The 21,808-nt window shown below is 71.7% G+C and carries 20 protein-coding genes; 9 read left to right on the plus strand and 11 right to left on the minus strand.

Going from position 1 to position 21,808, the window contains the following annotated elements; all coding sequences use genetic code 11:
• Positions 1-9: 9 nt before the first annotated feature.
• The 5 genes from AB0M30_RS02010 to AB0M30_RS02030 all read left to right on the plus strand — a co-directional run bounded on the left by AB0M30_RS02010 (position 10) and on the right by AB0M30_RS02030 (position 6,236).
• Positions 10-468 (plus strand): MarR family transcriptional regulator, encoded by a 459-nt coding sequence (locus AB0M30_RS02010; RefSeq protein WP_364578669.1) that lies wholly within the window; start codon positions 10-12, stop codon positions 466-468.
• Positions 458-1,675 carry an MFS transporter gene (locus tag AB0M30_RS02015; RefSeq protein ID WP_364578672.1) on the plus strand — a complete coding sequence of 406 codons (1,218 nt, stop codon included), beginning with the start codon at positions 458-460 and terminating at the stop codon, positions 1,673-1,675. The genes AB0M30_RS02010 and AB0M30_RS02015 overlap by 11 nt, the downstream gene beginning before the upstream one ends.
• A 109-nt stretch (positions 1,676-1,784) precedes the next feature.
• Complete coding sequence (locus AB0M30_RS02020) at positions 1,785-3,836, plus strand: PhoX family phosphatase (protein WP_364578675.1); 2,052 nt, start codon at positions 1,785-1,787, stop codon at positions 3,834-3,836.
• A gap of 86 nt (positions 3,837-3,922) precedes the next feature.
• A complete protein-coding gene (locus AB0M30_RS02025; protein ID WP_364578678.1) occupies positions 3,923-5,545 on the plus strand; it encodes an SdrD B-like domain-containing protein in 1,623 nt (540 codons plus the stop codon).
• Positions 5,546-5,558: 13 nt separating this feature from the next.
• Positions 5,559-6,236 (plus strand): SDR family oxidoreductase, encoded by a 678-nt coding sequence (locus tag AB0M30_RS02030; protein WP_364578681.1) that lies wholly within the window; start codon positions 5,559-5,561, stop codon positions 6,234-6,236.
• Here the strand turns inward: AB0M30_RS02030 and AB0M30_RS02035 are convergent.
• From AB0M30_RS02035 to AB0M30_RS02045, 3 genes are read right to left on the minus strand one after another with little or no spacing between them, the layout of a single operon-like run.
• Positions 6,233-7,540, minus strand: a complete 1,308-nt coding sequence (locus tag AB0M30_RS02035; RefSeq protein ID WP_364578684.1) for an amidohydrolase — start codon at positions 7,538-7,540, stop codon at positions 6,233-6,235. The two genes, AB0M30_RS02030 and AB0M30_RS02035, sit on opposite strands and share 4 nt — an antisense overlap.
• A gap of 23 nt (positions 7,541-7,563) precedes the next feature.
• Positions 7,564-8,217, minus strand: coding sequence for a response regulator transcription factor (locus AB0M30_RS02040; protein ID WP_364578687.1), 654 nt, complete (start codon positions 8,215-8,217; stop codon positions 7,564-7,566).
• Complete coding sequence (locus tag AB0M30_RS02045) at positions 8,214-10,013, minus strand: histidine kinase (protein ID WP_364578690.1); 1,800 nt, start codon at positions 10,011-10,013, stop codon at positions 8,214-8,216. Before AB0M30_RS02045 ends, AB0M30_RS02040 begins: the two co-directional genes overlap by 4 nt.
• A 172-nt stretch (positions 10,014-10,185) precedes the next feature.
• Between AB0M30_RS02045 and AB0M30_RS02050 the strand changes: the two genes are divergently transcribed.
• The gene (locus AB0M30_RS02050; RefSeq protein WP_364578693.1) at positions 10,186-10,887 is read left to right on the plus strand and encodes an ABC transporter ATP-binding protein; all 702 of its coding nucleotides are present in this window, start codon (positions 10,186-10,188) and stop codon (positions 10,885-10,887) included.
• Complete coding sequence (locus AB0M30_RS02055) at positions 10,884-13,127, plus strand: ABC transporter permease (RefSeq protein WP_364578695.1); 2,244 nt, start codon at positions 10,884-10,886, stop codon at positions 13,125-13,127. Before AB0M30_RS02050 ends, AB0M30_RS02055 begins: the two co-directional genes overlap by 4 nt.
• A gap of 106 nt (positions 13,128-13,233) precedes the next feature.
• Here the strand turns inward: AB0M30_RS02055 and trmB are convergent, their stop codons facing one another.
• The 6 genes from trmB to AB0M30_RS02085 form a co-directional block, all read right to left on the minus strand.
• Positions 13,234-13,941, minus strand: a complete 708-nt coding sequence (gene trmB / locus AB0M30_RS02060) for a tRNA (guanosine(46)-N7)-methyltransferase TrmB (RefSeq protein ID WP_364578697.1) — start codon at positions 13,939-13,941, stop codon at positions 13,234-13,236.
• Between the two features lie 9 nt (positions 13,942-13,950).
• A complete protein-coding gene (locus AB0M30_RS02065) occupies positions 13,951-14,520 on the minus strand; it encodes a hypothetical protein (protein ID WP_364578699.1) in 570 nt (189 codons plus the stop codon).
• 159 nt (positions 14,521-14,679) lie between these two features.
• The gene (locus tag AB0M30_RS02070) at positions 14,680-15,435 is read right to left on the minus strand and encodes a hypothetical protein (RefSeq protein WP_364578702.1); all 756 of its coding nucleotides are present in this window, start codon (positions 15,433-15,435) and stop codon (positions 14,680-14,682) included.
• On the minus strand, positions 15,432-16,346 hold the full coding sequence (locus tag AB0M30_RS02075; RefSeq protein WP_364578705.1) for an ATP-binding cassette domain-containing protein: 915 nt from the start codon (positions 16,344-16,346) through the stop codon (positions 15,432-15,434). Before AB0M30_RS02075 ends, AB0M30_RS02070 begins: the two co-directional genes overlap by 4 nt.
• Before the next feature lie 108 nt (positions 16,347-16,454).
• Positions 16,455-17,204 (minus strand): ABC transporter permease, encoded by a 750-nt coding sequence (locus AB0M30_RS02080; protein ID WP_364578708.1) that lies wholly within the window; start codon positions 17,202-17,204, stop codon positions 16,455-16,457.
• Positions 17,205-17,221: 17 nt separating this feature from the next.
• Positions 17,222-18,160, minus strand: a complete 939-nt coding sequence (locus tag AB0M30_RS02085; protein WP_364578711.1) for an ABC transporter ATP-binding protein — start codon at positions 18,158-18,160, stop codon at positions 17,222-17,224.
• 197 nt (positions 18,161-18,357) lie between these two features.
• Here AB0M30_RS02085 and AB0M30_RS02090 point away from each other — a divergent pair, with 197 nt between their 5' ends.
• Positions 18,358-18,945, plus strand: coding sequence for a TetR/AcrR family transcriptional regulator (locus AB0M30_RS02090; RefSeq protein ID WP_364578713.1), 588 nt, complete (start codon positions 18,358-18,360; stop codon positions 18,943-18,945).
• Positions 18,942-19,886, plus strand: a complete 945-nt coding sequence (locus tag AB0M30_RS02095) for an SDR family NAD(P)-dependent oxidoreductase (RefSeq protein WP_364578715.1) — start codon at positions 18,942-18,944, stop codon at positions 19,884-19,886. Before AB0M30_RS02090 ends, AB0M30_RS02095 begins: the two co-directional genes overlap by 4 nt.
• Before the next feature lie 2 nt (positions 19,887-19,888).
• Here the strand turns inward: AB0M30_RS02095 and AB0M30_RS02100 are convergent, their stop codons facing one another.
• Both AB0M30_RS02100 and AB0M30_RS02105 read right to left on the minus strand, forming a co-directional pair.
• Complete coding sequence (locus AB0M30_RS02100) at positions 19,889-20,545, minus strand: response regulator transcription factor (protein WP_103340356.1); 657 nt, start codon at positions 20,543-20,545, stop codon at positions 19,889-19,891.
• Entirely contained in the window at positions 20,542-21,699 is a 1,158-nt protein-coding gene (locus tag AB0M30_RS02105; protein ID WP_103340357.1) for a sensor histidine kinase, read from the minus strand. The genes AB0M30_RS02100 and AB0M30_RS02105 overlap by 4 nt, the downstream gene beginning before the upstream one ends.
• Positions 21,700-21,808: the final 109 nt, after the last annotated feature.

The raw sequence follows: 21,808 nt of genomic DNA on the forward strand, positions 1-21,808 counted from the left end.
CCTGGCTAAGTGACTTCCGCGATCACCGATCTCGCCCACCGGCTGCGGCCGCTGGTCTTCCGGCTCTACCACCAGGTGCGCCGCCAGACCCCGCAGCTGACGCTGACCCTCACCCAGGGCTCGGTGCTGAGTGAGCTGGTCAACGGCGGTCCGCGCCGGATGAGCGCGCTGGCCGAGTACGAACGGGTCAAGCTGCCGTCGATGACCGACGTCGTCGGCCGGCTCGAACGGCTCGGGCTGGCCACCCGCCGCCCGGACCCCGCCGACGGCCGCGCGGTGCTGGTCGAAGTCACCGACGAGGGCCTGCGTTTTTACGCCGAACTGGTGACGGCTCGCGAGGAGTTCCTCCGCGAGCGGCTGATCGCCATGGACGAATCCGACCGCGCCGCGATCGAAGCCGCCCTGCCCGCTCTCGCCAAGCTACTTGTCGACACGAAGAAGGAGGAACTGATCAGCGATGAGCGCTGAACACCACTCGAGCCTGCTGGACGCCGTCAAGGACCAGCCCAAGCAGGTGTGGATCACCGCGTTCGCCGCGGTCATCGCCTTCATGGGGATCGGCCTGGTCGACCCGATCCTGCTGTCCATCGCCAAGGGCCTGGACGCGACGCCGTCGCAGGTCACCCTGCTCTTCTCGTCCTACCTCGGCGTCCAGGTCGTCGCGATGCTGGTCACCGGGGCGGCGAGCGCCCGCTTCGGCGCGAAGCGCACGGTGCTCGCCGGGCTGACGCTGATCGTCGCCGCCACCGCCCTCTGCGCGGCCGCCGGGTCGATCGAGCAGCTCGTCGGGCTGCGCGCGGTCTGGGGGCTCGGCAACGCGTTCTTCATCGCGACCGCGCTTTCGGTGATCGTCGGCGCCGCGACCGGCGGCCAGTCCGGCGCGATCCTGCTCTACGAGGCCGCTCTCGGCGTCGGCCTGTCGGTCGGCCCGCTGCTGGGCGCGCTGCTCGGCTCGATTTCCTGGCGCGGCCCGTTCCTCGGCACCGCGATCCTGATGGCCGGCGCGCTCGTGCTGTGCGCGGTGTTCCTCAACAGCGACAAGCACGAAAAGCGCGCGCCGATCAAGCTGCTCGACCCGCTGCGCGCGCTGAAGCACCCCGGCCTGCTGCGCACCTCCGTCGCCTCGGCGCTGTACACCGCCGCGTTCTTCGCGGTGCTCGCCTGGTCGCCGTTCGTCCTCGGCTGGAGCGCGATCGCCGTCGGCCTGGTGTTCTGCGGCTGGGGCCTGTGCGTCGCCGTCGCCGGGGTCGCCCTCGCGCCGCGGCTGGCCGCCCGGCTCGGCGAGCGGCACGCCGCCGCGGCCGCCGTCTTCGGGTACGCCGTGCTGATGCTGGTCCTCGCCGTGCCGAGCAAGCCGGTGCTGGTCGCCGGGATCATCGTCTCCGGGCTGGTGTCCGGCCTGCTGAACACGCTGTTCACCGGCACCGCGATGGCGATCAGCGACGCGCCGCGCCCGGTCGCCAGCGCGGGCTACAACTTCTGCCGCTGGCTGGGTGGCGCGGTCGCCGCGACGCTCGTCGGGCACGTCGCCGAGTGGTTCGGCTCGCCGCAGGCGCCGTTCGTCGCCTCGGCCGTGCTGTGTGTGATCGCCGGTGGCCTGCTCTCGCTGCGGGAGCGCACGACCGACCCGCACACGGTCCCGAAAGAGGCCGCGCTCGTCGGCGAAGAGTTCTGACGGGACCGTTCGGGCCAGCAGTACACCCGCCGTTCACCTGTATGTCGGGAATGGCTGGTTTGGGAGGCTTACGGTCGGTTCGTTCCCGAACTCCCACCATGGAGGCCTCGTGCCCGACCTGCTCCCGCTGTTCTCCGCCCACCCCGGCGGCCGCTCCCCGATCACCTGCGAATACCGCTGTGGCAACGCCTGCGCCCACCCCGAGCCGAACGAGTCCGGGAACGAGTACTTCGGCGACGTCGTGAAGGACATCTCGCGCCGCGGGGCCTTCAAAGCGGGGGCCGTGATGGCCGCCGCGGCGAGCGGGTTCGCGGCGCTGTCGGGGACCGCGGCCGCCGCACCGCTCGCCAAGCCGCGTCCGGTGCCCGGCACCGACTTCGACCCGGTCCCGCCGAACAAGCTCGACGCCGTCACCATCCCCGACGGCTACGCGCAGCGCGTCGTCGTCCGCTGGGGCGACCCGGTGGTCGCGGGCGCGCCGAAGTTCGACTTCACCCGGCAGACCGCGGCCGCGCAGGCCAAGCAGTTCGGCTACAACAACGACTTCGTCGGCTTGATCCCGCAGGACCCGCTGGGCCTGTCGAACCTGCTCGTGGTCAACCACGAGTACACGACCGAGGTCCACATGTTCCCGGCCGGCCAGTACGACCCGGCCAACCCGACCGAGGAGCAGGCGAAGATCGCCTGGGCCGCGCACGGCCTTTCGGTGCTGCAGGCCCGCCGCGACCCGATCCACGGCGGGCTCGAGGTCGTCCCGAGCCGGTACGGCCGCCGGATCACCCTCGACACGATCTTCGAGGTCCGCGGCCCGGCCGCCGGCTCGAAGTTCCTCAAGACCTCGGCCGACCCGAGCGGGCGCCGGGTCCGCGGCACGCAGAACAACTGCTCCGGCGGTGTGACGCCGTGGGGCACGGTGCTCTCCGGCGAGGAGAACTTCGACCAGTACTTCGCCAACTCCGACCAGGTCACCGACCCGGTCGCGGCGGCGCGGCTCAAGCGCTACTCCGTCGGCGCCGGCACGAGCACCCGCAAGTGGGAGCGGTTCGACAAGCGCTGGGACGTCTCCCAGGAACCCAATGAGCCGAACCGGTTCGGCTGGGTCGTCGAGATCGACCCCAACGACCCGAACTCGACGCCGGTCAAGCACACCGCGCTCGGCCGGTTCAAGCACGAAGCCGCGAACATCAAGATCACCGCCGACGGCCGGGTCGCCGTCTACTCCGGGGACGACAGCCGGTTCGAGTACATCTACAAGTTCGTCTCGAAGGGCAAGTACAAGCCGGGCAACAGCGCGCACGCGCGGCGGCACAACTCGGCGTTGCTCGACGAGGGCACGCTCTACGTCGGCCGCTTCACCGGCGACAGCCCGGCCGCGGAGATCGACGGCAAGGGCACCCTGCCCGCCGACGGCGAGTTCGACGGCACCGGCGAGTGGATCCCGCTGGCGAGCGGCGACAGGTCCTTTGTGGACGGCTTCACCGCCGAAGAGGTCTACGTCTTCACGCGCCAGGCCGCGGACAAGGTGGCCGCCACGAAGATGGACCGGCCGGAGGACATCGAGCCGAACCCGGTCAACGGCCGGATCTACGCGGCGCTGACCAACAACAGCGACCGCGGCGCGACGGGCAAGGCCGGCGCCGACGAGCCGAACCCACGGGTGGGCAACAAGAACGGCCACGTCCTGGAGTGGGAGGAGGACCGCGGCGACGCGGCGTCGACCCGGTTCTCCTGGCGGCTGCTGCTCGTCTGCGGCGACCCGAAGGCGGCGGACACCTACTTCGGCGGCTTCCCCAAGGACCAGGTCAGCCCGATCTCCTGCCCGGACAACGTGGCCTTCGACCGGCACGGAAACCTGTGGATCGCCACCGACGGCAACGCCCTCGGCGCGAACGACGGCCTGTTCTCGGTGCCGGTCGCCGGTCCGGAGCGCGGGCACGTCAAGCAGTTCCTCTCGGTGCCGGTCGGCGCCGAGACGTGCGGCCCGGTCGTGACCGACAACCTGGTGCTCGTCGCGGTCCAGCACCCGGGCGAGAACGCGGCGAGCTCGGCGAACCCGACGTCGCACTGGCCGGACGGCGGCACCGCGCAGCCGCGGCCGGCCATCGTCTCGGTGTGGAAGAAGGGCCGCTTCGGGCTGCCCGGCCGCATCGGCGAGCGCTGACGCACCGGCCCGCGCCGGCCGAGGTTCACTCTTAAGTGGACGTTTCTCGGCCGGTGCGGGCCCGTCCCGCGCGCCATAGTCGAGAGGTGATCTTCTCGCGGCGCACGGTGGCGGTGGCGGTGGTGGCGATCGCGGCGGCGGCGGTCGTGCCCGCGTCCACGTCCACCGCCGCGGACGCGCCGCCGGTCTGCGGCGGGCTCGCGGCGAACCCGAGCGTCGAGCTCGCGGCCCGCAACGGCGCCCCGGACGGGTACGTGTTCGCCCCGGCCGCCCCGGTCCCGCCCGGCACACCGGCCGCGAAGGTGCCGAAGCTGCTGACCGAGCGGGAGTACGCCGTCGACGGCCAGCGGGCGGCGGTCGTCCAGACGCCCGACGGCAAGACCAGCACCGCCTACCAGACCGAGCGGTTCGTCCCCGGCGGCGTCTACACCCTCAGCGTCTGGACCGCTTCGCGCGCGCCGAGGTACGAACCGGCCACCGGCCTGCGGTTCTACGACGCCACCGGCACGCAGATCCAGGAGACCAAGCTCGTCGCCGACCACTTCGCCGGCGACGGCGCCCTCGACCGGCAGGACTTCCCGGCGGCGACGGCGCCGGCGAAAGCGGCCGCGGTGAAGTTCTTCGCCACGACCACCCTCGACCGGCTGCACTGGGACTGCGTCGACCTCCGGCTCGCGGCGTACTCGGTGAAGAAGGAAGTGCAGAACCCGGCGACCGGCGCGTGGGCCTCCTTCGCGACGGTCACCGCGGGCGAAACCGCGCACTACCGCATCACCGTGACCAACGACGGCACCGAGGACCTCACCGGGATCACGGTGCAGGACCCGTGGTGCCCCGGGACGTTCGAGCCGTTCGCGCTGGCCGCGGGCGCGAACCGGCAGCTGACCTGCGACCACCCGGACCTCACGGTGGCCGACAGCGGGCACGTGAACACGGCCAAGGTGACCGGCGTGCACCACCCGGGCGGCACGCTCGGCGACAAGACGGCGTCGGCGACGATCACGGTGCTGCCGCCGCCGGCCATCGCGAAGATCGGCGACTTCGTCTGGGCGGACCGCAACCGCGACGGCCTGCAGGACCCGGCCGAGCCCGGCGTCGCGGGCGTCAAGGTGACGCTGAAGGACGGCGCCGGCGGCACGGTCGGCACCGCGACGACCGACGACAAGGGCAAGTACGGCTTCGAGAAGCTGAAGGACGGCACGTACCAGGTCTGCTTCGCCGTCCCCGCGGACTTCACCGTGACCCGCCGCGATGCCGGCAGCGACGATCGCGATTCGGACGCCGGCCCGGACGGCTGCACCGCGCCGCGCACCGTGGGTGGGCCGTCCCACGAAGACTTCGCGGCCGACCTCGGACTGCTCTCCCCGGTGAACCGGATCGGCGACTTCACCTGGGCCGACTCGGACGGCAACGGCCTGCAGGACGCCGGCGAACCGGGCCTCGCCGGGGTCAAGGTGGTGCTGAAGGACGCGAGCGGCAAGGAAGTGGCGAGCGTGGTCACCGGTCCCGACGGGGCGTACGGCTTCGACGGCCTGGAGGACGGCACGTACCAGCTGTGCTTCACCGCCGACGGCCACCACCCGACGGTCAAGGACACCGGTGACGACGCCCGTGACTCCGACGCGGACCCGGCGTCCGGCTGCGCGGACCCGCACCCCCTCGGCCCCGGCAAGCGCGAAGACCGCACGGTGGACGTGGGCTTCGCGTAGCTACGGTGGAGGCATGACGGATCTTCCCCTCGCCCTGGTGACCGGCGCTTCCCGCGGAATCGGTGCGGCGGTCGCCCACCAGCTGGCCCCGACGCACCGCCTGCTCCTCGGCGGCCGCGACGCCGGCGCGCTGGCCGCCCTGGCGAAGGAGCTCCCGGGCGCGACGCCGTGGCCGGTGGAGCTGACGGATCCCGCTTCGCTCGCTTCGGCGGTCGCGGACATCTCGTCCCTCGACGTCCTGGTCCACTCGGCGGGGGTCGCCCGGCTCGGCCGCATCGAGGAGGCTTCGGCCGACGCGTGGCGCGACAACTTCGAGATCAACACCTTGGCGGTGGTCGAGCTGACCCGCCTGCTGCTCCCCGCCCTGCGCGCGGCCCGCGGCCACGTGGTGGTGATCAACTCGGGCGCGGGCCTGAACGCCCGCCCGGGCTGGTCCCCGTACGCGGCGAGCAAGTTCGCGGTCCGCGCCTTCGCCGACGCCCTCCGCGAGGAGGAACGCGAAATCCGCGTGACGTCGGTCTACCCGGGCCGCACGGACACGGAGATGCAGCAGGCGATCTTCGCGGGTGAAGGCCGCGAGTACGACACTTCGCACCTGCTGAAGGCGGACTCGGTGGCGACTGCGGTGGTGACCGCGGTGTCGGCCACCCCGGACGCCCACCCGACGGAAGTGATCCTCCGCCCGCGTTAAGCCCGCAGCCGGGCCGCCGTCTCGGCCACGCCGGCCTGCACCTTCGCCCGGTCCACCTGCACCGGCTCGCCCTCGGCCACGACCTGCTCACCCGCGACCCAGACGTCCCGGACCCGCCGCGAACCGGCCGCCCAGACGAGGTTCGACAGCAGCTGCGCGTCCGGGACCTCCAGGCCGCACGCGAACGCCGGGTCGTCCAGGTCGATGTGCACCAGGTCGGCCCACCGGCCCTCCTCGAGCGCCCCGATGTCGGGCCGGCCCAGCGCCGCCGCCCCGCCGCGGGTGGCCAGCAGGAAGACGTCCGCCGCCGTCAGCACCGTCGAGTCGCCCGTGGCCAGCCGGGCGAACATGGCCGCGAGCTGCAGTTCTTCCCACAGGTCGAGGTCGTCGTTGGAGGCCGGGCCGTCGGTGCCCAGGCCGACCGCGACCCCCGCCGCGCGCAGGTCCGCGATCCGCGCGATGCCCGAAGCCAGCTTCGCGTTCGAGCCCGGGCAGTGCGCCATGCCGACCCCGTGCGCGGCGAACAACGCGATGTCCTCGTCCGAGAGGTGGATCGAGTGCGCCGCCAGCACCCGGCCGTCCAGCATGCCCAGCTCGCGCAGCAGCGCCGGCACCGAACCGTGCGAAGCACGCACCGCGGTGTCCTCCGCCGCCGCCTCGGCGACGTGGATCTGCACCAGCGCACCGCGCGAAGCAGCGGACTCCGCGGTCGCCCGCAGGCCTTCCGCGGACAGCATGTACGCCGAGTGCGGGCCGTAGCCCAGCTCGATGCGGTCGCCGTGGCCGAAGCGGAGGCCGTCCGTGTCGATCCAGCGCTCGATGCCGGCCAGCTGGGCGCGCCAGTCGAGCCCGGGCAGCTCCATCACCGGCGGCGCGACCAGCACGCGGCCGCCCGTCGTGAGGACCGCGTCGACCAGCTGCTCGCCTTCGAAGTACATCTCGGCACTGGTCGTGACGCCGTGGCGGAGCATCTCGACCGAGCCGAGCAGCATGCCGGTGCGGACGTCCTCGGGGCGCAGCTTCGCCTCGGCCGGCCAGATGATCTCGTTCAGCCAGGGCAGCAGCGGCAGGTCGCCGCCCATGCCGCGCAGCAGCGTCATCGGGCTGTGTGCGTGCGTGTTGACCAAGCCGGGCAGCAGGATGCCGGTCAGGGTGGTGACCGGTGCGGCGGATTCGGGGGCGGTGGCCGCCGGTCCGCAGTAGGAAATGCGCCCATCGGCGTCGACATCGACGACCGCGTCACGGAGAAGCGAACAGGACGGGTCGGCCGGGAGAACGACAGGGGCGTGGAAACGGCGTTGCATCTCTGGATACTACGCACCGGGAATTACGAGACGACTCCGCTCCGCCACGCCCAGGCCGCGGTCTCCACCCGGTTCCGCGCGCCGATCTTGCTCTGCACCGACGCCAGGTGCGTCTTCACCGTCGACAGCGACATGAACAGCTCCGCGCCGATTTCGGTGTTCGTCAACCCGCGCGCGGCCGCCTTGACGACGTCCAGTTCCCGGGCGGTCAGCGGCTCGGACGGGGGCGCGACCTGCCGCTTCGCCGAGCTGGATCCGTTGAAGTGCTTCAGCAGCCGCACGGTGATCTGCGGCGAGACCAGCGCGTCGCCGCGGTCGGCCGCCCGGACCGCTTCGATCAGCAGCGCCGGGCCCGCATCCTTCAGGAGGAAGCCGTGCGCGCCGTTGCGCAGCGCCGTGTGCACGTACTCGTCGAGGTCGAACGTCGTGACGACGACCACCTTCAGCGGGTCGGTCACGTCCGGCCCGGCCAGCTGCCGGGCCACCTCCAGGCCGTCGAGGCCCGGCATGCGGATGTCGAGCAGGCAGACGTCGGGGCGCAGTTCGCGGGCCTTCGAGACCGCCGAGACGCCGTCCGCGACGTCGGCGACGACCTCGATGTCGTCCTGCGCGTCCAGGATCATGCGGAAGCCCATCCGCACCATCTCCTGGTCGTCGGCGATCAGTACCCGGATCACTCGTCCCCTTCCGTGTCTTCTCCGGCCGCCAGCGGCAGCCAAGCTTCGACGCGCCAGCCGCCGTCCGGGCCCCGCCCGGCCGACAACCGGCCCTTGAGCAGCGCGACGCGTTCGCGCATGCCGACCAGACCGTAGCCGCCCGACCCGCCGGCCGGTCGGTGTGCCGTCGCGCGCCCGTCGTCCGTCACCCGCAGGTGCAGCTGGGCGCCCACCACCTCGGCGACGACGAGCGCCTCGGTCGCGCCCGAGGCGTGCTTGCCGACGTTCGTCAGCGACTCCTGGACCAGCCGCAGCGCCGAGCGGCCGACCTCGTGCGGCAGATCCGGCGGCAGGTCCAGGTGCATCGACGTCGGCACGCCGTGGTTGGCGGTTTCGACCAGTTTCCGCAGGTCGGCGCCGAGGTCGGTGGTGGCCTGCTCGCTGAACTCGCTCGACCCGGCCGGCGCGTCGCCCCGCATCGAGCGGACCAGCCGCCGCATCGCCGCGAGCGCTTCGACGCCGGCGTTCTCGATCCGGGCCATCGCCTCGACCGCGACCTCGGGCTTCTGCGCGGCCATCATCCGCGCGGCCTGCGCCTGCACGACGATCCCGGTGACGTGGTGGGCGACGACGTCGTGCAGCTCACGGGCCAGCGCCATCCGCTCGGCCGTCTGCGCGTCGCTCACCGCGGCCTGCACGATCTGGGTGCGCTCGGAGTCCCGCGACCGCAGCATCAGGCCGACGGCGATCGAGATGCCCAGCATCAGCGTCGCGGCGAAGGCCAGCACCGACAGGGTCTGCGGATCGGTCTGCAGGCCCCGTCGCGCGTCGGAGTTGAGGATCGCCGCGAGCGCGACGACGCTCGACAGCACGGCGACCCGGGCCCAGGACTGGCCCAGCCCGCGGGCCCGGGTCAGGTTCACCACCACGCCCATGCCCGCGATGACCTGCGTGGCCGGCACACCGCCCGGAACCGGGTAGTCGTAGGAGTGCAGCTGCAGGAACGGCGTGATGACCGCCGACAGCAGCATGATCCCGGCGAGGCCGAGGACCGCGTCCGCGGGCCGCCGCGGGGACAGCACCGCGATCACGGCCGCGAGGATCGAGCAGAACAGGATCGGGAAGCCGCGGGCGGTGTTCGAGTACGTGTAGCCGAACTCGAAGAGCAGGGCGAAGGCGAGCAGCCCCATCAGCGGCCACTGCCCCATCGCCAGCTCGTTCACCCGGCGCAGCCGCCGCGTCCGCGGATCGGCGCGCGGGCCGCGGTCGCGGGCCGCGACGGCGGGCACCAGCGGGCCGACGAGCAGCAGCAGGCCGAACAGCAGCGCCTGGGTGCCGGTGCCACCGTCGATTTCACCGACGCCCGCGTACCGGCCGAAGACGGCCACGAGACCCGCGACGACCAGGAAGCCGACCACGCAGAACGCCACGCCCGCCCGCGCCCGGCGGGCCACGTAGTAGACCATCAGCACCCCGGCCACGACCTCGGTGATGGTCACCTTCGGCAGCACGCTGGAGTACGGCGGGATGTGGAACGCGTGGATGAAGAGGGTGGAAAAGATCAGCACCCCGCCGCCGGCCACCCCGGCGACGGCGGCCCGCTTCTGGGCCCAGAGCCCGCACGCGACCATCGCGAAGATGCCGGGCAGCAGGCCGAAGTCGACGAAGTGCGGGCCGTGCTCGTCGAGCGCCGCCTGCGTCGTGAAGATGACGTCGAACAGCAGCGCGGCGAGCAGGACGGCCGAGGGCACGCCGATCCGCCGCACCAGGGCGGTGGCGCGGGTGGAGAGCGTTTTCGGCAGGGGCGCGGCGGGCACGATGTGACGTTACGTGATGCCCCGGCGCACGCACCTTGGCCGAGTGGCCCGCACTCCCTCGGCCGATCGGCCGAGGCGGGCCGGGGCGTGACTGGCCGTCTGCCCGAAGTGGGCGCCCCCGATCTCGGCGAAGCTCATCGGCGTCAAGATCCGAAACGGCAGGGAGAACCTCGTGGACCCGAACACTCCACACGCGACGAGCGGCCCGGTGCTGTCCGGCCGCGGGCTGGTGAAGCGCTACGGCACTCAGCACGCCCTGGCCGGCATCGACATCGACATCCAGCCGCGGGACGCCGTCGCCATCGTCGGGCCGTCCGGCTCGGGCAAGACGTCGCTGCTGCACGTCCTGGCCGGCATCCTCCGGGCCGACGACGGGCAGATCTTCCTGGGCGGGCAGCGGATCGACCACCTCGGCGAGAAGAAGCGCAGCGAGCTGCGGCGCACCGAGTTCGGGTTCGTCTTCCAGTCGGGGATGCTGGTCGCCGAGCTGTCGGCCGAAGAGAACGTCGCCCTGCCGTCGCTGCTGGCGGGGCTCGGGCGCAAGGAGGCCATCGACGCCGGCCGCCTCTGGCTTTCGCGCCTCGGCCTGGTCGGCAAGGAGCGCCGCCGTCCCGGCGAGCTCTCCGGCGGCGAGGCCCAGCGCGTCGCGATCGCGCGGGCGCTGACCCACCGGCCGAAGGTGATCTTCGCCGACGAGCCGACCGGCGCACTCGACACGCGCACCGGCCGCGAGACGATGGACGCCCTCCTCGGCGCCGCCCACGAGACCGGCGCCGCGGTGCTCGTGGTGACGCACGACCGCGAGCTGGCCGAGTCGATGCCGAAGACCGTCGCCATCCGCGACGGCCTGATCGCGACGAGGCTGGCGGCGTGAACTCCCTCCAGATCGCCCTGCGGGTGCTGAAGGTGGACCGGCGGACCCGGACGTCGGCGATCCTCACCGCGATCGGGGTGGCCGTCGCGACCGGGCTGGTGCTGCTGCTGGCGACGCTGCCGTTCGCCACCCAGAACCGCGAGCAGCGCGCCCTCTGGCAGGGCGAACACCACGTCGGCTTCCAGCTCGACGGCCCGCAGAAGTTGCTGTTCAACTCCGCCTCGGACTATTTCGACGGGCAGCAGATCGTCCGCGTCGACATCGCGCCGGTCGCCGGTGCGGGGCCGATCGCCCTGCCGCCGGGCGTGCCGCAGCTGCCGGGGCCGGGCGAGACCGTCGTGTCCCCCGCGCTCGGCCGGCTCCTGCAGGCCAACCCGGCCGCGCAGCTCGGGGACCGGTTCGGCAAGCCCGTCGGTGCCCTCGGCGAGGGCGCCCTCCGCTTCCCGGAACAGCTCGTCGCGCTGGTCGGGCACACGCCGGACGCGATGCCGGAGAACGCCTACCCGCTGGCGGATTTCCCCAGCGGCAAGGCGAGCCCGGACCCGCTGCTCATGCTGCTGTCCTGGGTCGGGATCATCGTGCTGCTGGTGCCGAGCCTGGTGCTGGTCGCGTCGTCGGCGCGGCTGACCGCGGCCCGGCGGGAACGGCGGCTCGCCGCGATCCGGCTGGCCGGGGCGACTCCGGGACAGGTCACGAACATGGTGGCCGCCGAGACGACGTTGTCCGCGGGCATCGGTGCGCTGCTCGGGCTGCTGATCAGCCCGGCGCTGCACGGCCTCGCGTCGTTCGTCCCGTGGGCCGGCGGCACCTGGCTGGCCTCCGACTTCGCGCTGCCGGTCGGGCTGACGGTGTTCATCGCCCTGGCCATCCCGGTGCTCGTGGTGCTGGCCGGTATCCTCGGCCTGCGCCGGGTCCTCAAGAACCCGCTGTTCGCCACCGGCGGCCACTCGAAGAAGCCGCTGCACTGGTGGCGGCTGCTGGCGCTGCCCGCGGCCGGGGTGTTCTTCCTGGTCGCGGTGACGACGGCGAAGGAGTACGGCGGCATCGGGATGGTGATGGCGGGCCTGTTCTTCCTGGTCGGCTCGGCCGCGATCGTCGGGCCGTGGGTGACGTCGGCGGTCGGCGGCACGTTCGTCCGGATCTGGCGGCGCCCGTCCGCGCTGCTCGCCGGCCGTCGCCTGCGTGACGACCCGAAGGGCGCCTATCGCGCGTCCGCCGGGATCGTGCTGGCGGTGTTCGCCGGGTCGATGGCGCTGACGCTGCTGCCGACGTTCGAATCGATGGCCGGCGGCGGGCGGTCGTTCGCCGACTCCGTGCTCTACGTCGACACCGACGGCCGGCACGCGCGCACCATCGTCGACCAGGCCAACGCGTCCTTGCAGAAGTACGGCCAGCCGGAGAAGGCGGTCGCGGTCGGCGAGGTCTACCTGGTGAAGGGGCAGGCACCCAACCGGTACGGCCACCGCGCCCTGGTGATGACCTGCGCCGACGCCGTCAAGCTGACCCGCTTCGGCCTCAAGCCGGAGAACTGCACGGGCGGCCCGGCCGTCTTCGGCGACTCGGCGCTCGACCTGGCCCAGTACAAGATCGCCGACAACTGGGAAGGGCCGGCCTCGGCCGTGAAATCGGGGACCCGGGCGGAAGCCGTCCACGTTCCCGACCCGGACCTGTCGAGCACGTCGATCATCGACCCGGCCGCCCTGCCGGACGGCTTCACGCCGAAGTACGTCACCGTGGTCGCGCCGACCACCGACGCGAACCGCGAGATCGTCCGGACGGCACTGGCCGCGCCGGCCGCGGGCGAAGAAATCGGCAGCCGCGACCAGTACCTGTTCAACCAGCAGACCGAACTCGGCGACCTGCGCCGGGTCACCGTGATCGGGCTGATCGCGGCGGGGATCCTGGCCGGCTGCAGTGCCGCGGTCGCGACCGCGGGTTCGGTGATGGACCGCCGCCGCACGTTCGGTGCGCTGATGGCCGCGGGCACGCCGGTGCGGGTGCTGGCGAGGGCGTTGCGGATGGAAGCCGCGCTGCCGGCGCTGGTCGCCACCATCGGCGCGGGAATCGTCGGGGTACTGGTCGGTGTTGGGCTCTACAGCATGGTCGACGAGCGCGGCATCGTGCTCAGCCCGTGGCTGCTCGCGCCGGTCGTGCTCGGGGTCGGGGTGGCCCTGCTCGGCGCTTCGGTCTGCACGCCCGCGCTCAAGCGGGTCCAGGCCGAGCCGCTGGCCGAGGAATAGGCGTCCGCTCCCGGAGTCGGGGCCGGGGCGGATACCGGGGGTAGTGAGCTGAAGGGGACTTTCTCCGCAGGGGATCCGGGGAGAGTCCCCTTCAGCCTTTCTTGGCTCAGCGCTTTTCGAAGATCAGGTCGTGCGAGACGCGGCCTTCGACGTCCGCGCGCTGCTCGAACTTCGTCACCGGCCGCCACTCCGGCCGCGGCGCCCAGCCGCCCGGCTCGTCGGCGTACCGGTTGCGCAGCGCGGGCTCGGCGGAGCAGACCTCGAGCATCTGCTCGGCGTAGTTCTCCCAGTCGGTCGCCAGGTGGAAGGTGCCGCCGGGCGCGAGCCGCGACGCGACGAGCGCGGCGAACGACGGCTGCACGATCCGCCGCTTGTGGTGCTTCTTCTTCGGCCACGGGTCGGGGAAGAACAGCCGCACACCATGCAGTGTCTCCGGCTCGACGTGCTCGGTCAGCAGCACGACGGCGTCGCCGTGCAGCAGCCGCAGGTTTTCGACGCCGAGCTTTTCGGCGCGCAGCATCAGCTGGCCGAGGCCCGGGTCGTAGACCTCGGCCGCGACGTAGTTGAGCTCCGGCGCCGCGGCGGCCAGCTGCGACGTCGTCTCGCCCATGCCGGAGCCGATCTCCAGCATCACCGGCGCCTCGCGGCCGAACCACGCGGTGAAGTCCAGCGGTCCGGCGGGCAGCTCGCTCACCGTGCGGCCCAGCTCAGGCCACAGTTCGTCCCAAGCGCGTTGCTGCCCGACGGTCATCCGGCCGCCGCGCTTGACGTAACTGACCACGCTGCGCAGCCGGGGTTGGTGCTCGTTCTCCACTCGTGGAGGTTAACGAACGGCTTCGAACACCCCGAGACGAGATCGCAGGCCCGCCAGCCCGGCCACCGGTATCGGGTCCGGCGTGCGCCCGGTGTGCGCGGGCAGGACGTCGATCCAGCCCGGGTGCCGGTCGGTGTTCATCACCGTGGTGGGAATCGCGTGCCCCGATTTCCCGCGTTCGGACGGCATGAACTCCCAGTAGCCGGATTCACCGTCCGCGGCCCACGGGACGAATTCCCACCCCGGACGCGGGCCGAGCAGTTGCGCGATCCGGTCTTCGACGCGGAAACCCTGTTCCCGGGAATCGAGCTTGCCGTCCGCCATCGCGCGCAGCCACCACGGCGCGGGGATCTGGCCCGCCATCCCGGCCGAAGCGCGGAACAGGGCCAGGACACTGTCCTGGGGTGCGCGGTGCACCCACGCGCGGCGGAGTTCGGACGGTGACGCCGCCGTCATCGCGGCCTGCGGGAGTTCGATCGCCCGCGACCATTCGAGGTCGAGCATGGGTTCGAGCCGGGGAGCGTCGCCTTCGACGCGGGCTCGGGGAATCGTGCCGCCCAATTCTTGCCCGGTGTCCACCGTCAAGATTCACCTCCAGGGGGAGTTCAGACGGGTCCGGTGCGTTCACTTATGAATCTTGCCTGGTCATAGCAGTATGTCCGGTGGCTGTGAGAGAAGCCACAGTTGTTTCACCTTTTGTTAACAAGGTTTCGTGCGCTATTGAGACCGCGGTCACGCTCAGGCGTCGCGCCGTGCCGTCACGAGTACGCCGGCCACGTACAGGGCAACGGTGACCGCCGCGAAGTAACCGAGATGGCCCCACGGGCCGAGCGGCGCGGACGGCAACCCCAGCGGCCCCGTGGTGAGCCCGCTCGCGCCGACGAACTCGTCGGCGGCGTGGAACGGCATCCACTGGTAGACGTACTTGCCGAAGCCCGGGATGAACACGAACAGGCCTTCGAGCACCTGGGTCCACACGATGACCACCGTCAGCGCGAAAGCCACGCTGCGCAGCAGGAGCGCCACGCCGACCCCGGCCACCGCGGTGAACAGGAAGACCAGGCTCTGGCCGAGGACCGAGCGCCAGTCGGCGCCCGTGTGCAGCGCGAGGTCCGCGTCCGGCCGCACCAGCGACGCCAGCCCCCAGGAACCGAAGCTGATGACCAGCCCGAGCACCGTGCCCAGTGCGCCGACGACCACGACCTTGGCCAGCAGCGCGGGCACCCGGCTCGGCACCGCCTGGAACGTCAGCCGCATGGTGCCCCAGTTGAACTCCGACGCGGTCGCGAACACCGCGAGGACGAGCAGCACGGTCCGGCCGTTGCCGCTCACCAGCTGGGTGTTGCCGACGGTCGCCGGGATCTCCGGCCCGGCCAGCGCGAAGATCACCATGGTGAGGGCCAGCGGCGCGATGATCGCGATGGCCAGGCACCACCACGGCGCGCGGGTGCTGAAGAGCTTGATGCGCTCGGCGCGGAGCAGGTTGGCGATCATCGGGAGGCCTCCGGGGACGGCACCGCGAATTCGACGGCGTCGCGGGTGAGGTCGAGATAGGCCTGCTCGAGCGAGCCGGTGATCGGGCTCAGCTCGTGCAGCGTCGCGCCGGCGTCGAAGGCGAGCTGCCCGATCCGGTCACTGTCCACCCCGGACACCACGAAGGCGCCGTCGGCTTCGGTGAACTCGGCCTGCCCGGTCAGCGCCGTCCGCAGCCGGTCGGCGTGCGGGGTGCGCACGCGCACGCCGTGTTCACTCGTCTGTGCGATGAACTCGTCCATGGTGCCCTGGTAGATCAGCCGGCCGCGGCCGATCACCACCAGGTCCTGCGCGGTCTGCGCCATCTCGGGCAGCAGGTGGCTGGACACGAACACGGTCCGGCCGTCGGCGGCCAGCGAGTGCAGCAGCTGCCGGATCCACGCCATGCCCTCGGGGTCGAGGCCGTTCACCGGCTCGTCGAACAGCAGCACGCGCGGGTCGCCGAGCAGGGCGGCGGCGATCCCGAGCCGCTGCTGCATGCCGAGCGAGTACTGCAGGACGCGCATCGAGCCGACGCTCGTCAGCCCGACCAGCGCCAGCACCTCTTCGACGCGCTTGTCCGGGATGCCGTTGGTCGCGGCCAGCCAGCGCAGGTGGTCGCGCCCGCTGCGGCCGGGGTGGCGCCAGGTGGCGTCCAGCATCGCGCCGACCGTCCTCAGTGGATCTTTCAGCTGCGGGTACGGGACGCCGTCGATGAGCACCCGGCCCGCGTCGGGCCGGTCGAGGCCGAGGACCAGCCGCATCGTCGTGGACTTGCCGGCGCCGTTCGGGCCGAGGAAGCCGGTGACGCGCCCGGAGCGCGCGGTGAACGTCAATTCGTTGACCGCGGTCGTGGCGCCGTACCGCTTGGTCAGTGCTGTCGCCTCGATCATGGGCTCCCCCGTCCGTCCAGGCGAGCCTACTGCGAAACACCGGATCCGGGTCGCCCCCCGACAGTGCGGCCCGGATCCGGTGTTTTCCCCTGTTTCCCCTTTTCCCCCTTATGCGTCCCGCTTCTTCGCGACCCCGAGCGCAATGAGCAGGAACACGAGCGCGATGCCGGCGAAGTACGCCAGCGCCCAGCCGGGGCTCAGCGGCGAGTCCGACGGCGCCGGGCCGTCGACGACGGCGGAGCCGCGCAGGAACTTGTTCGCCACGTTGAACGGCAGCCATTCGTGGATGTGGTGCCCGACCTTCGGGATCAGCTGCACCAGCTCTTCGACGGCCAAGTAGTAGATGAGCAGCAGCGCGATGGCGCCGGCGCTGTGCCGGATGAGGATGCCCAGCGCGACCGCGAGCACGGCGCTGATCGCGAACACCGGGCCGAGCCCGGCGACGTTCATCCAGTCCTGCGAAGTGTGCAGGCCGAGGCCGTCGTTCGGCCGCATCAGCATGCCGAGGCCGAGGGCACCGAACGCGGCGAGCTCGCCGAGGACCAGCGCCACCAGGGCGAGGACGATCGCCTTGGCGACCAGCGCCGGCGAGCGGTGCGGCACGGCCTGGAAGGTCGTGCGGATGGTGTTGAAGCGGTATTCGGTGGTCACCGCGAGGGCGGCGAGCACCATGACGACGGCGATGCCGAACTGGGTACCGCCGAACAGGGTGGCGGACATTGTGATCGGCGAGTCGGCCTCAGTCGCGCCGGCCATGATGGCGGCGAAGCCGATGGCCAGGGTCAGGGTGATGAGCGCGCACCACCACGGCGAGCGGGTCGAGAACAGCTTGATGCGTTCTACCGCGAGCAGGTTCATGATCTTGGTTTCCCCGGTTACTTGGCGGACTCGAGCACGTGCTGCGCCTCGGCGTCGAGGCCGGTGTGGTACTCGACGGAGTCGCCGGTGATCTGCATGAAGGCCTGCTCGAGCGAGCCGGTCTGCGGGCTCAGCTCGTGCAGCACGATCCGGTTGGCGGCGGCGATCTCGCCGATCTTGTCGCTGTCCATCCCGGACACCACGAGCGCGTTCGCCTCGTCGGCGACGCCGGCGCTCGCCCGCTGCAGGACCTCGCGCAGCTCGGCCAGCTGCGGCGAGCGCACCTTGACGGTGTTTTCCGCGGCGCGGGAGACGAATTCCTCGGTGGTCGACTGCGAAATCAGCTGCCCGCGGCCGATCACGACGAGGTTGCTCGCGGTCAGCGCCATCTCCGAAAGCAGGTGGCTGGACACGAACACCGTGCGGCCGTCCTCGGCCAGCCGGTGCATGAACTTCCGGATCCAGAGGATGCCCTCGGGGTCGAGGCCGTTCACCGGCTCGTCGAAGAGCAGCACCTCGGGGTCGCCGAGCAGGGCGGCCGCGATGCCGAGCCGCTGGGACATGCCGAGCGAGAACCCGCCCGCGCGCTTGCTCGCGACGCTGGTCAGCCCGACCGTGTCGAGCACCTCGTCGACGCGGGTGGCCGGGATGCGGTTGGACTTCGCCATCCACAGCAGGTGGGCGCGCGCCGAACGGTTCGGGTGCACCCACTTCGCGTCGAGCAGCGCGCCGACGGTGCGCAGCGGCTCCTTGAGGTCGTGGTACTTCTTGCCCCCGATGGTGACCTGGCCGCCCGTCGGGTTGTCCAGGCCCAGGATCATCCGCATGGTGGTGGACTTGCCCGCCCCGTTCGGACCGAGGAAGCCGGTGACCTGTCCCGCGGCCACGGAGAACGACAGGTTGTTCACCGCCAGTGTCTTTCCGTACCGCTTGGTGAGGCCGGTTGCCTCGATCATGACTGCTCCTCTTCCGCCCCTCGCTTACGACGCGTTCATCGTCGCGGGTCGGGGATGGTTCGCGCGTCACCCTGTAGGCCGAACCGGTCCCCCTACCTGAGTAGTACCTTGCTGGCTCTTCGGCCGATGCGCGATCCGTGATGACCCTGAGTCGACCCTGATTCGACGGCATTAATGAACTGTGGTTCAATAATGCCGTGGCCCGGCCGAGGAGCATCACCGACGAGCGGCTCCTGGGCGCGGCGGAGACCGTGATCGGCCGCTGTGGCCCCGGTTTCACGCTCGCGCAGGTCGCCGCGGAAGCGGGTGTCTCGGTCGGCACGGTCGCGCAGCGGTTCGGTTCCAAGAGCGGCCTGCTGCAGGCGATGAGCCGGCGGGCCACGCGACGGGCGGTCGAGCACATGCGGGCGTGCGCCGAGCGGGCGGACGACCCGGTCGACGGCCTGCGCGCCGCGGCGGTGTCGGTCTACGCGGTGCTCGGTGACGCCGAAGAGGCGGCGAACCACCTGGGCCAGCTCGGCGTGGACATCGGCGATCCGGTGCTGCGGTCGCTGCTGGGCGAGCACTTCACGGCGGTCGAGGACGAACTGCGGCGGCTCGTGCGTGCCGCGGCGGGTTCTCTGCCGCACGCCCCGGCCGTGCCGCGGGCGGCGCGGGCGGTGCTCGGCGTGATCAACGGGGTGTCGATCGACTGGTCGATCCGGCCGCACGGGCGGCTGGCCGACCGGCTGGCGGAGGACGTCGATGCGGTGCTGACCGCGTGGCGGGGACGGGAGAAGACATGAGTGAGCTTGCGAACGAATCAGGATCAGCACTGAGTTTGGCGGGCAAGGTCGCGGTCGTGACCGGGGCGACCCGGGGCTGCGGGCGGGCGATCGCGGTGGAGCTGGGCCGCGCGGGCGCGACGGTGTACGTCACCGGCCGTACGACGCGCGAAACGGTGTCGCCGATGAAGCGCCCGGAGACGATCGAAGAGACGGGCGAACTGGTCGAGGCGGCCGGCGGCAAGGCCGTCGTGGTCCGCTGCGACTTCACCTCCGTGTCCGATGTGGACGCACTTCGGGCGCGCATCGAGTCCGAAGTGGACGGAATCGACATCCTGGTCGACGACGTCTGGGGCGGCGACATGTACTTCCACTTCGACGCGCCGTTCTGGGAGACGCCGCTGGAAGACGCGCTCACCCTCACCCACAACGCACTCGACACGCACCTCATCGCGCTGCACAAGCTGCTGCCGCTGGTGGTCGCCCGTCGCGGGCTCGTGCTGGAGGTGACCGACGGCGACAACGACGACTACGTCGGCGCGGGCCTCCCCTACTACCTGGCCAAGTGCGGCATCCGCGCGCTCGGCCGGGCGCTGGGTGTCGAGCTGAAGAAGAACGACTGCGTCGGTCTCGCCGTCACCCCGGGGTTCCTGCGCTCGGAGTCGATGCTCGACCACTTCGAGGTCACCGAGGAAAACTGGCGCGACGCGGTGGGCAAGCTCGCCCCGGTCGACTTCAAGATCTCCGAGACGCCGTACCTGCTGGCCCGCGGCGTCGCGGCCTTGGCGCAGGACCCGCAGGTCGCCCGGTTCGCCGGGCGGACGCTGGCGTCCTGGACGCTGATGAAGGAGTACGGCTACACCGACGTCGACGGCGACCGTCCGGACTTCGGCCGCTGGATCACCGAGGTCCGCGACGCGGGCAAGGACCCGGCGACCACCCCGCCGGACGGCTTCCGCTGATTTCAGGCGATGCCGGGGCGGGCGAGACCGGTTTCGTAGGCCAGCACCACGGCCTGCACCCGATCTCGCAGCTCCAGCTTCGCCAGGATCCGCCCGACGTGCGTCTTCACCGTGGCCTCGGACAGGAACAGCGCGTCGGCGATCTCCAGGTTCGACATGCCCTTGGCGATCAGCACGAGCACCTCGCGTTCGCGGTCGGTGAGCACGTCCAGCTCGGCGGTGTCCCGCATCGGGGAGCCGCCGGTGCCGACGAAGCGGTCCAGGAGGCGGCGGGTCACCGACGGCGACACCACCGCGTCACCCGAAGCGACCGCGCGCAGCGCCGACACCAGGTGGTCGGGCTGGGTGTCCTTGAGCAGGAACCCGCTCGCCCCGCCCTGCAGCGCCGCGTAGACGTACTCGTCGAGGTCGAACGTCGTCATCACCAGCACGCGCGCGGTGCCGTCGGCGACGATGCGCTTGGTGGCCTCGACGCCGTCCAGCACCGGCATCCGCACGTCCATCAGCACGACGTCGGGACGCAGTTCTTCGGCCATCTTGATGGCCTGCGCGCCGTCGCCGGCCTCACCGACGACGTCGATGTCGGCCTGCGCCCCCAGCACCATGCGGAACCCGACGCGCATCAGTTCCTGGTCGTCGACGACCACCACCCGGATCACTTGTCCAACCTAACCGGCAGGGCCGCGCGGACCTGCCACCCTCCGCCCGGAGCCGGGCCCACGTCCAATGTCCCGCCGTACACGTGCGCGCGTTCGCGCATGCCGATCAAGCCGTTGCCGCCCGGCAGCCGGGGGTCGCGCCGCCCGGCCGGGACCAGCTGCGGGACGCGGCCGGCGCCGTCGTCGGACACCAGCACCTCCACCAGGTCGCCGGTCCGCTGGACGCGCACCGCGGCGGTCGCGCCGCGCCCGGCGTGCTTGAGCGTGTTGGTCAGCGATTCCTGCACGATCCGGTAGACGCCCAGCGAGACGCCGGCCGGCAGGTCGCCGAGCTCGCCGAGCTCCAGGTCCACCGGCACCCCGGCGGCGCGCATCCGGTCGGCCAGCTCGGCGAGGGCGTGCGCGTCCGGCTGCGGGACCCGGGGCTCGCCGTCCGCGTCGTCGCTGCGGAGCACGTCCAGCAGGCGCCGCAGTTCGCCGAGGGCGCCTCGGCCGGTCTCGGAAATCGTTTGCAGGGCCCGTTGCGCGAGCTCGGGGTTGCTCTGGATCGCGTACGAAGCGCCGTCGGCCTGCACGACCATGACGCTCACCGCGTGCGCGACGACGTCGTGCAGCTCGCGCGCGATCCGCCCGCGCTCCTCGGCCACCGCGATCCGGGCGGCCTGGTCCCGTTCGGTCTCGAGCAGGTGCAACCGGGCCTCCACTTCCACGTCGTAGGCGCGCCGGGCCCCGACGAACTCGCCGAGGGTCCAGCACAGGGCGATCCCGAACGCCAGGAGTAGCACGGAGATGCCGAGCTCGTCCGTCTGCTCCAGCGCCAGTTGCAGCGCCGACGCGGCCACGACCGCGCCGACGAAGATCAGCCCCTGCCGCCGCCCCGCGTAGACGACGACCGAGTAGATGCTCAACGCCAGCCCGGCGACGCTGGCGATGCCGAGCGCCAGCGTCGCGTGCACGACGCTGAGCACCAGCACGACGTAGGCCGACCACAGCGGCGACTTCCGCCGGAACACCAGCGGCAGCACCATCGCGATGTCGACCGGCACGGCGACGTACCAGGGCGGCAGCCCCCCGAGCTCGTCCAGGCCGTCCGCGGTGAACAGCAGCAGGTCGAAGAGGCCGAGCAGGACGGCGAACACGGTGTCACCCGCCATGGGGTGGGCACGCATCCAGAGGCTCAGCCGTCGCACCACACAACACTAGGTCGCCCGGCGGAGTTCGCGCGTCGGTCGCCGGTAGCACCTTCGGTGCGACCTGGGGATG

This window comes from Amycolatopsis sp. NPDC051716 (genome assembly GCF_040681595.1).
In the GTDB taxonomy this organism is placed as follows: domain Bacteria; phylum Actinomycetota; class Actinomycetes; order Mycobacteriales; family Pseudonocardiaceae; genus Amycolatopsis.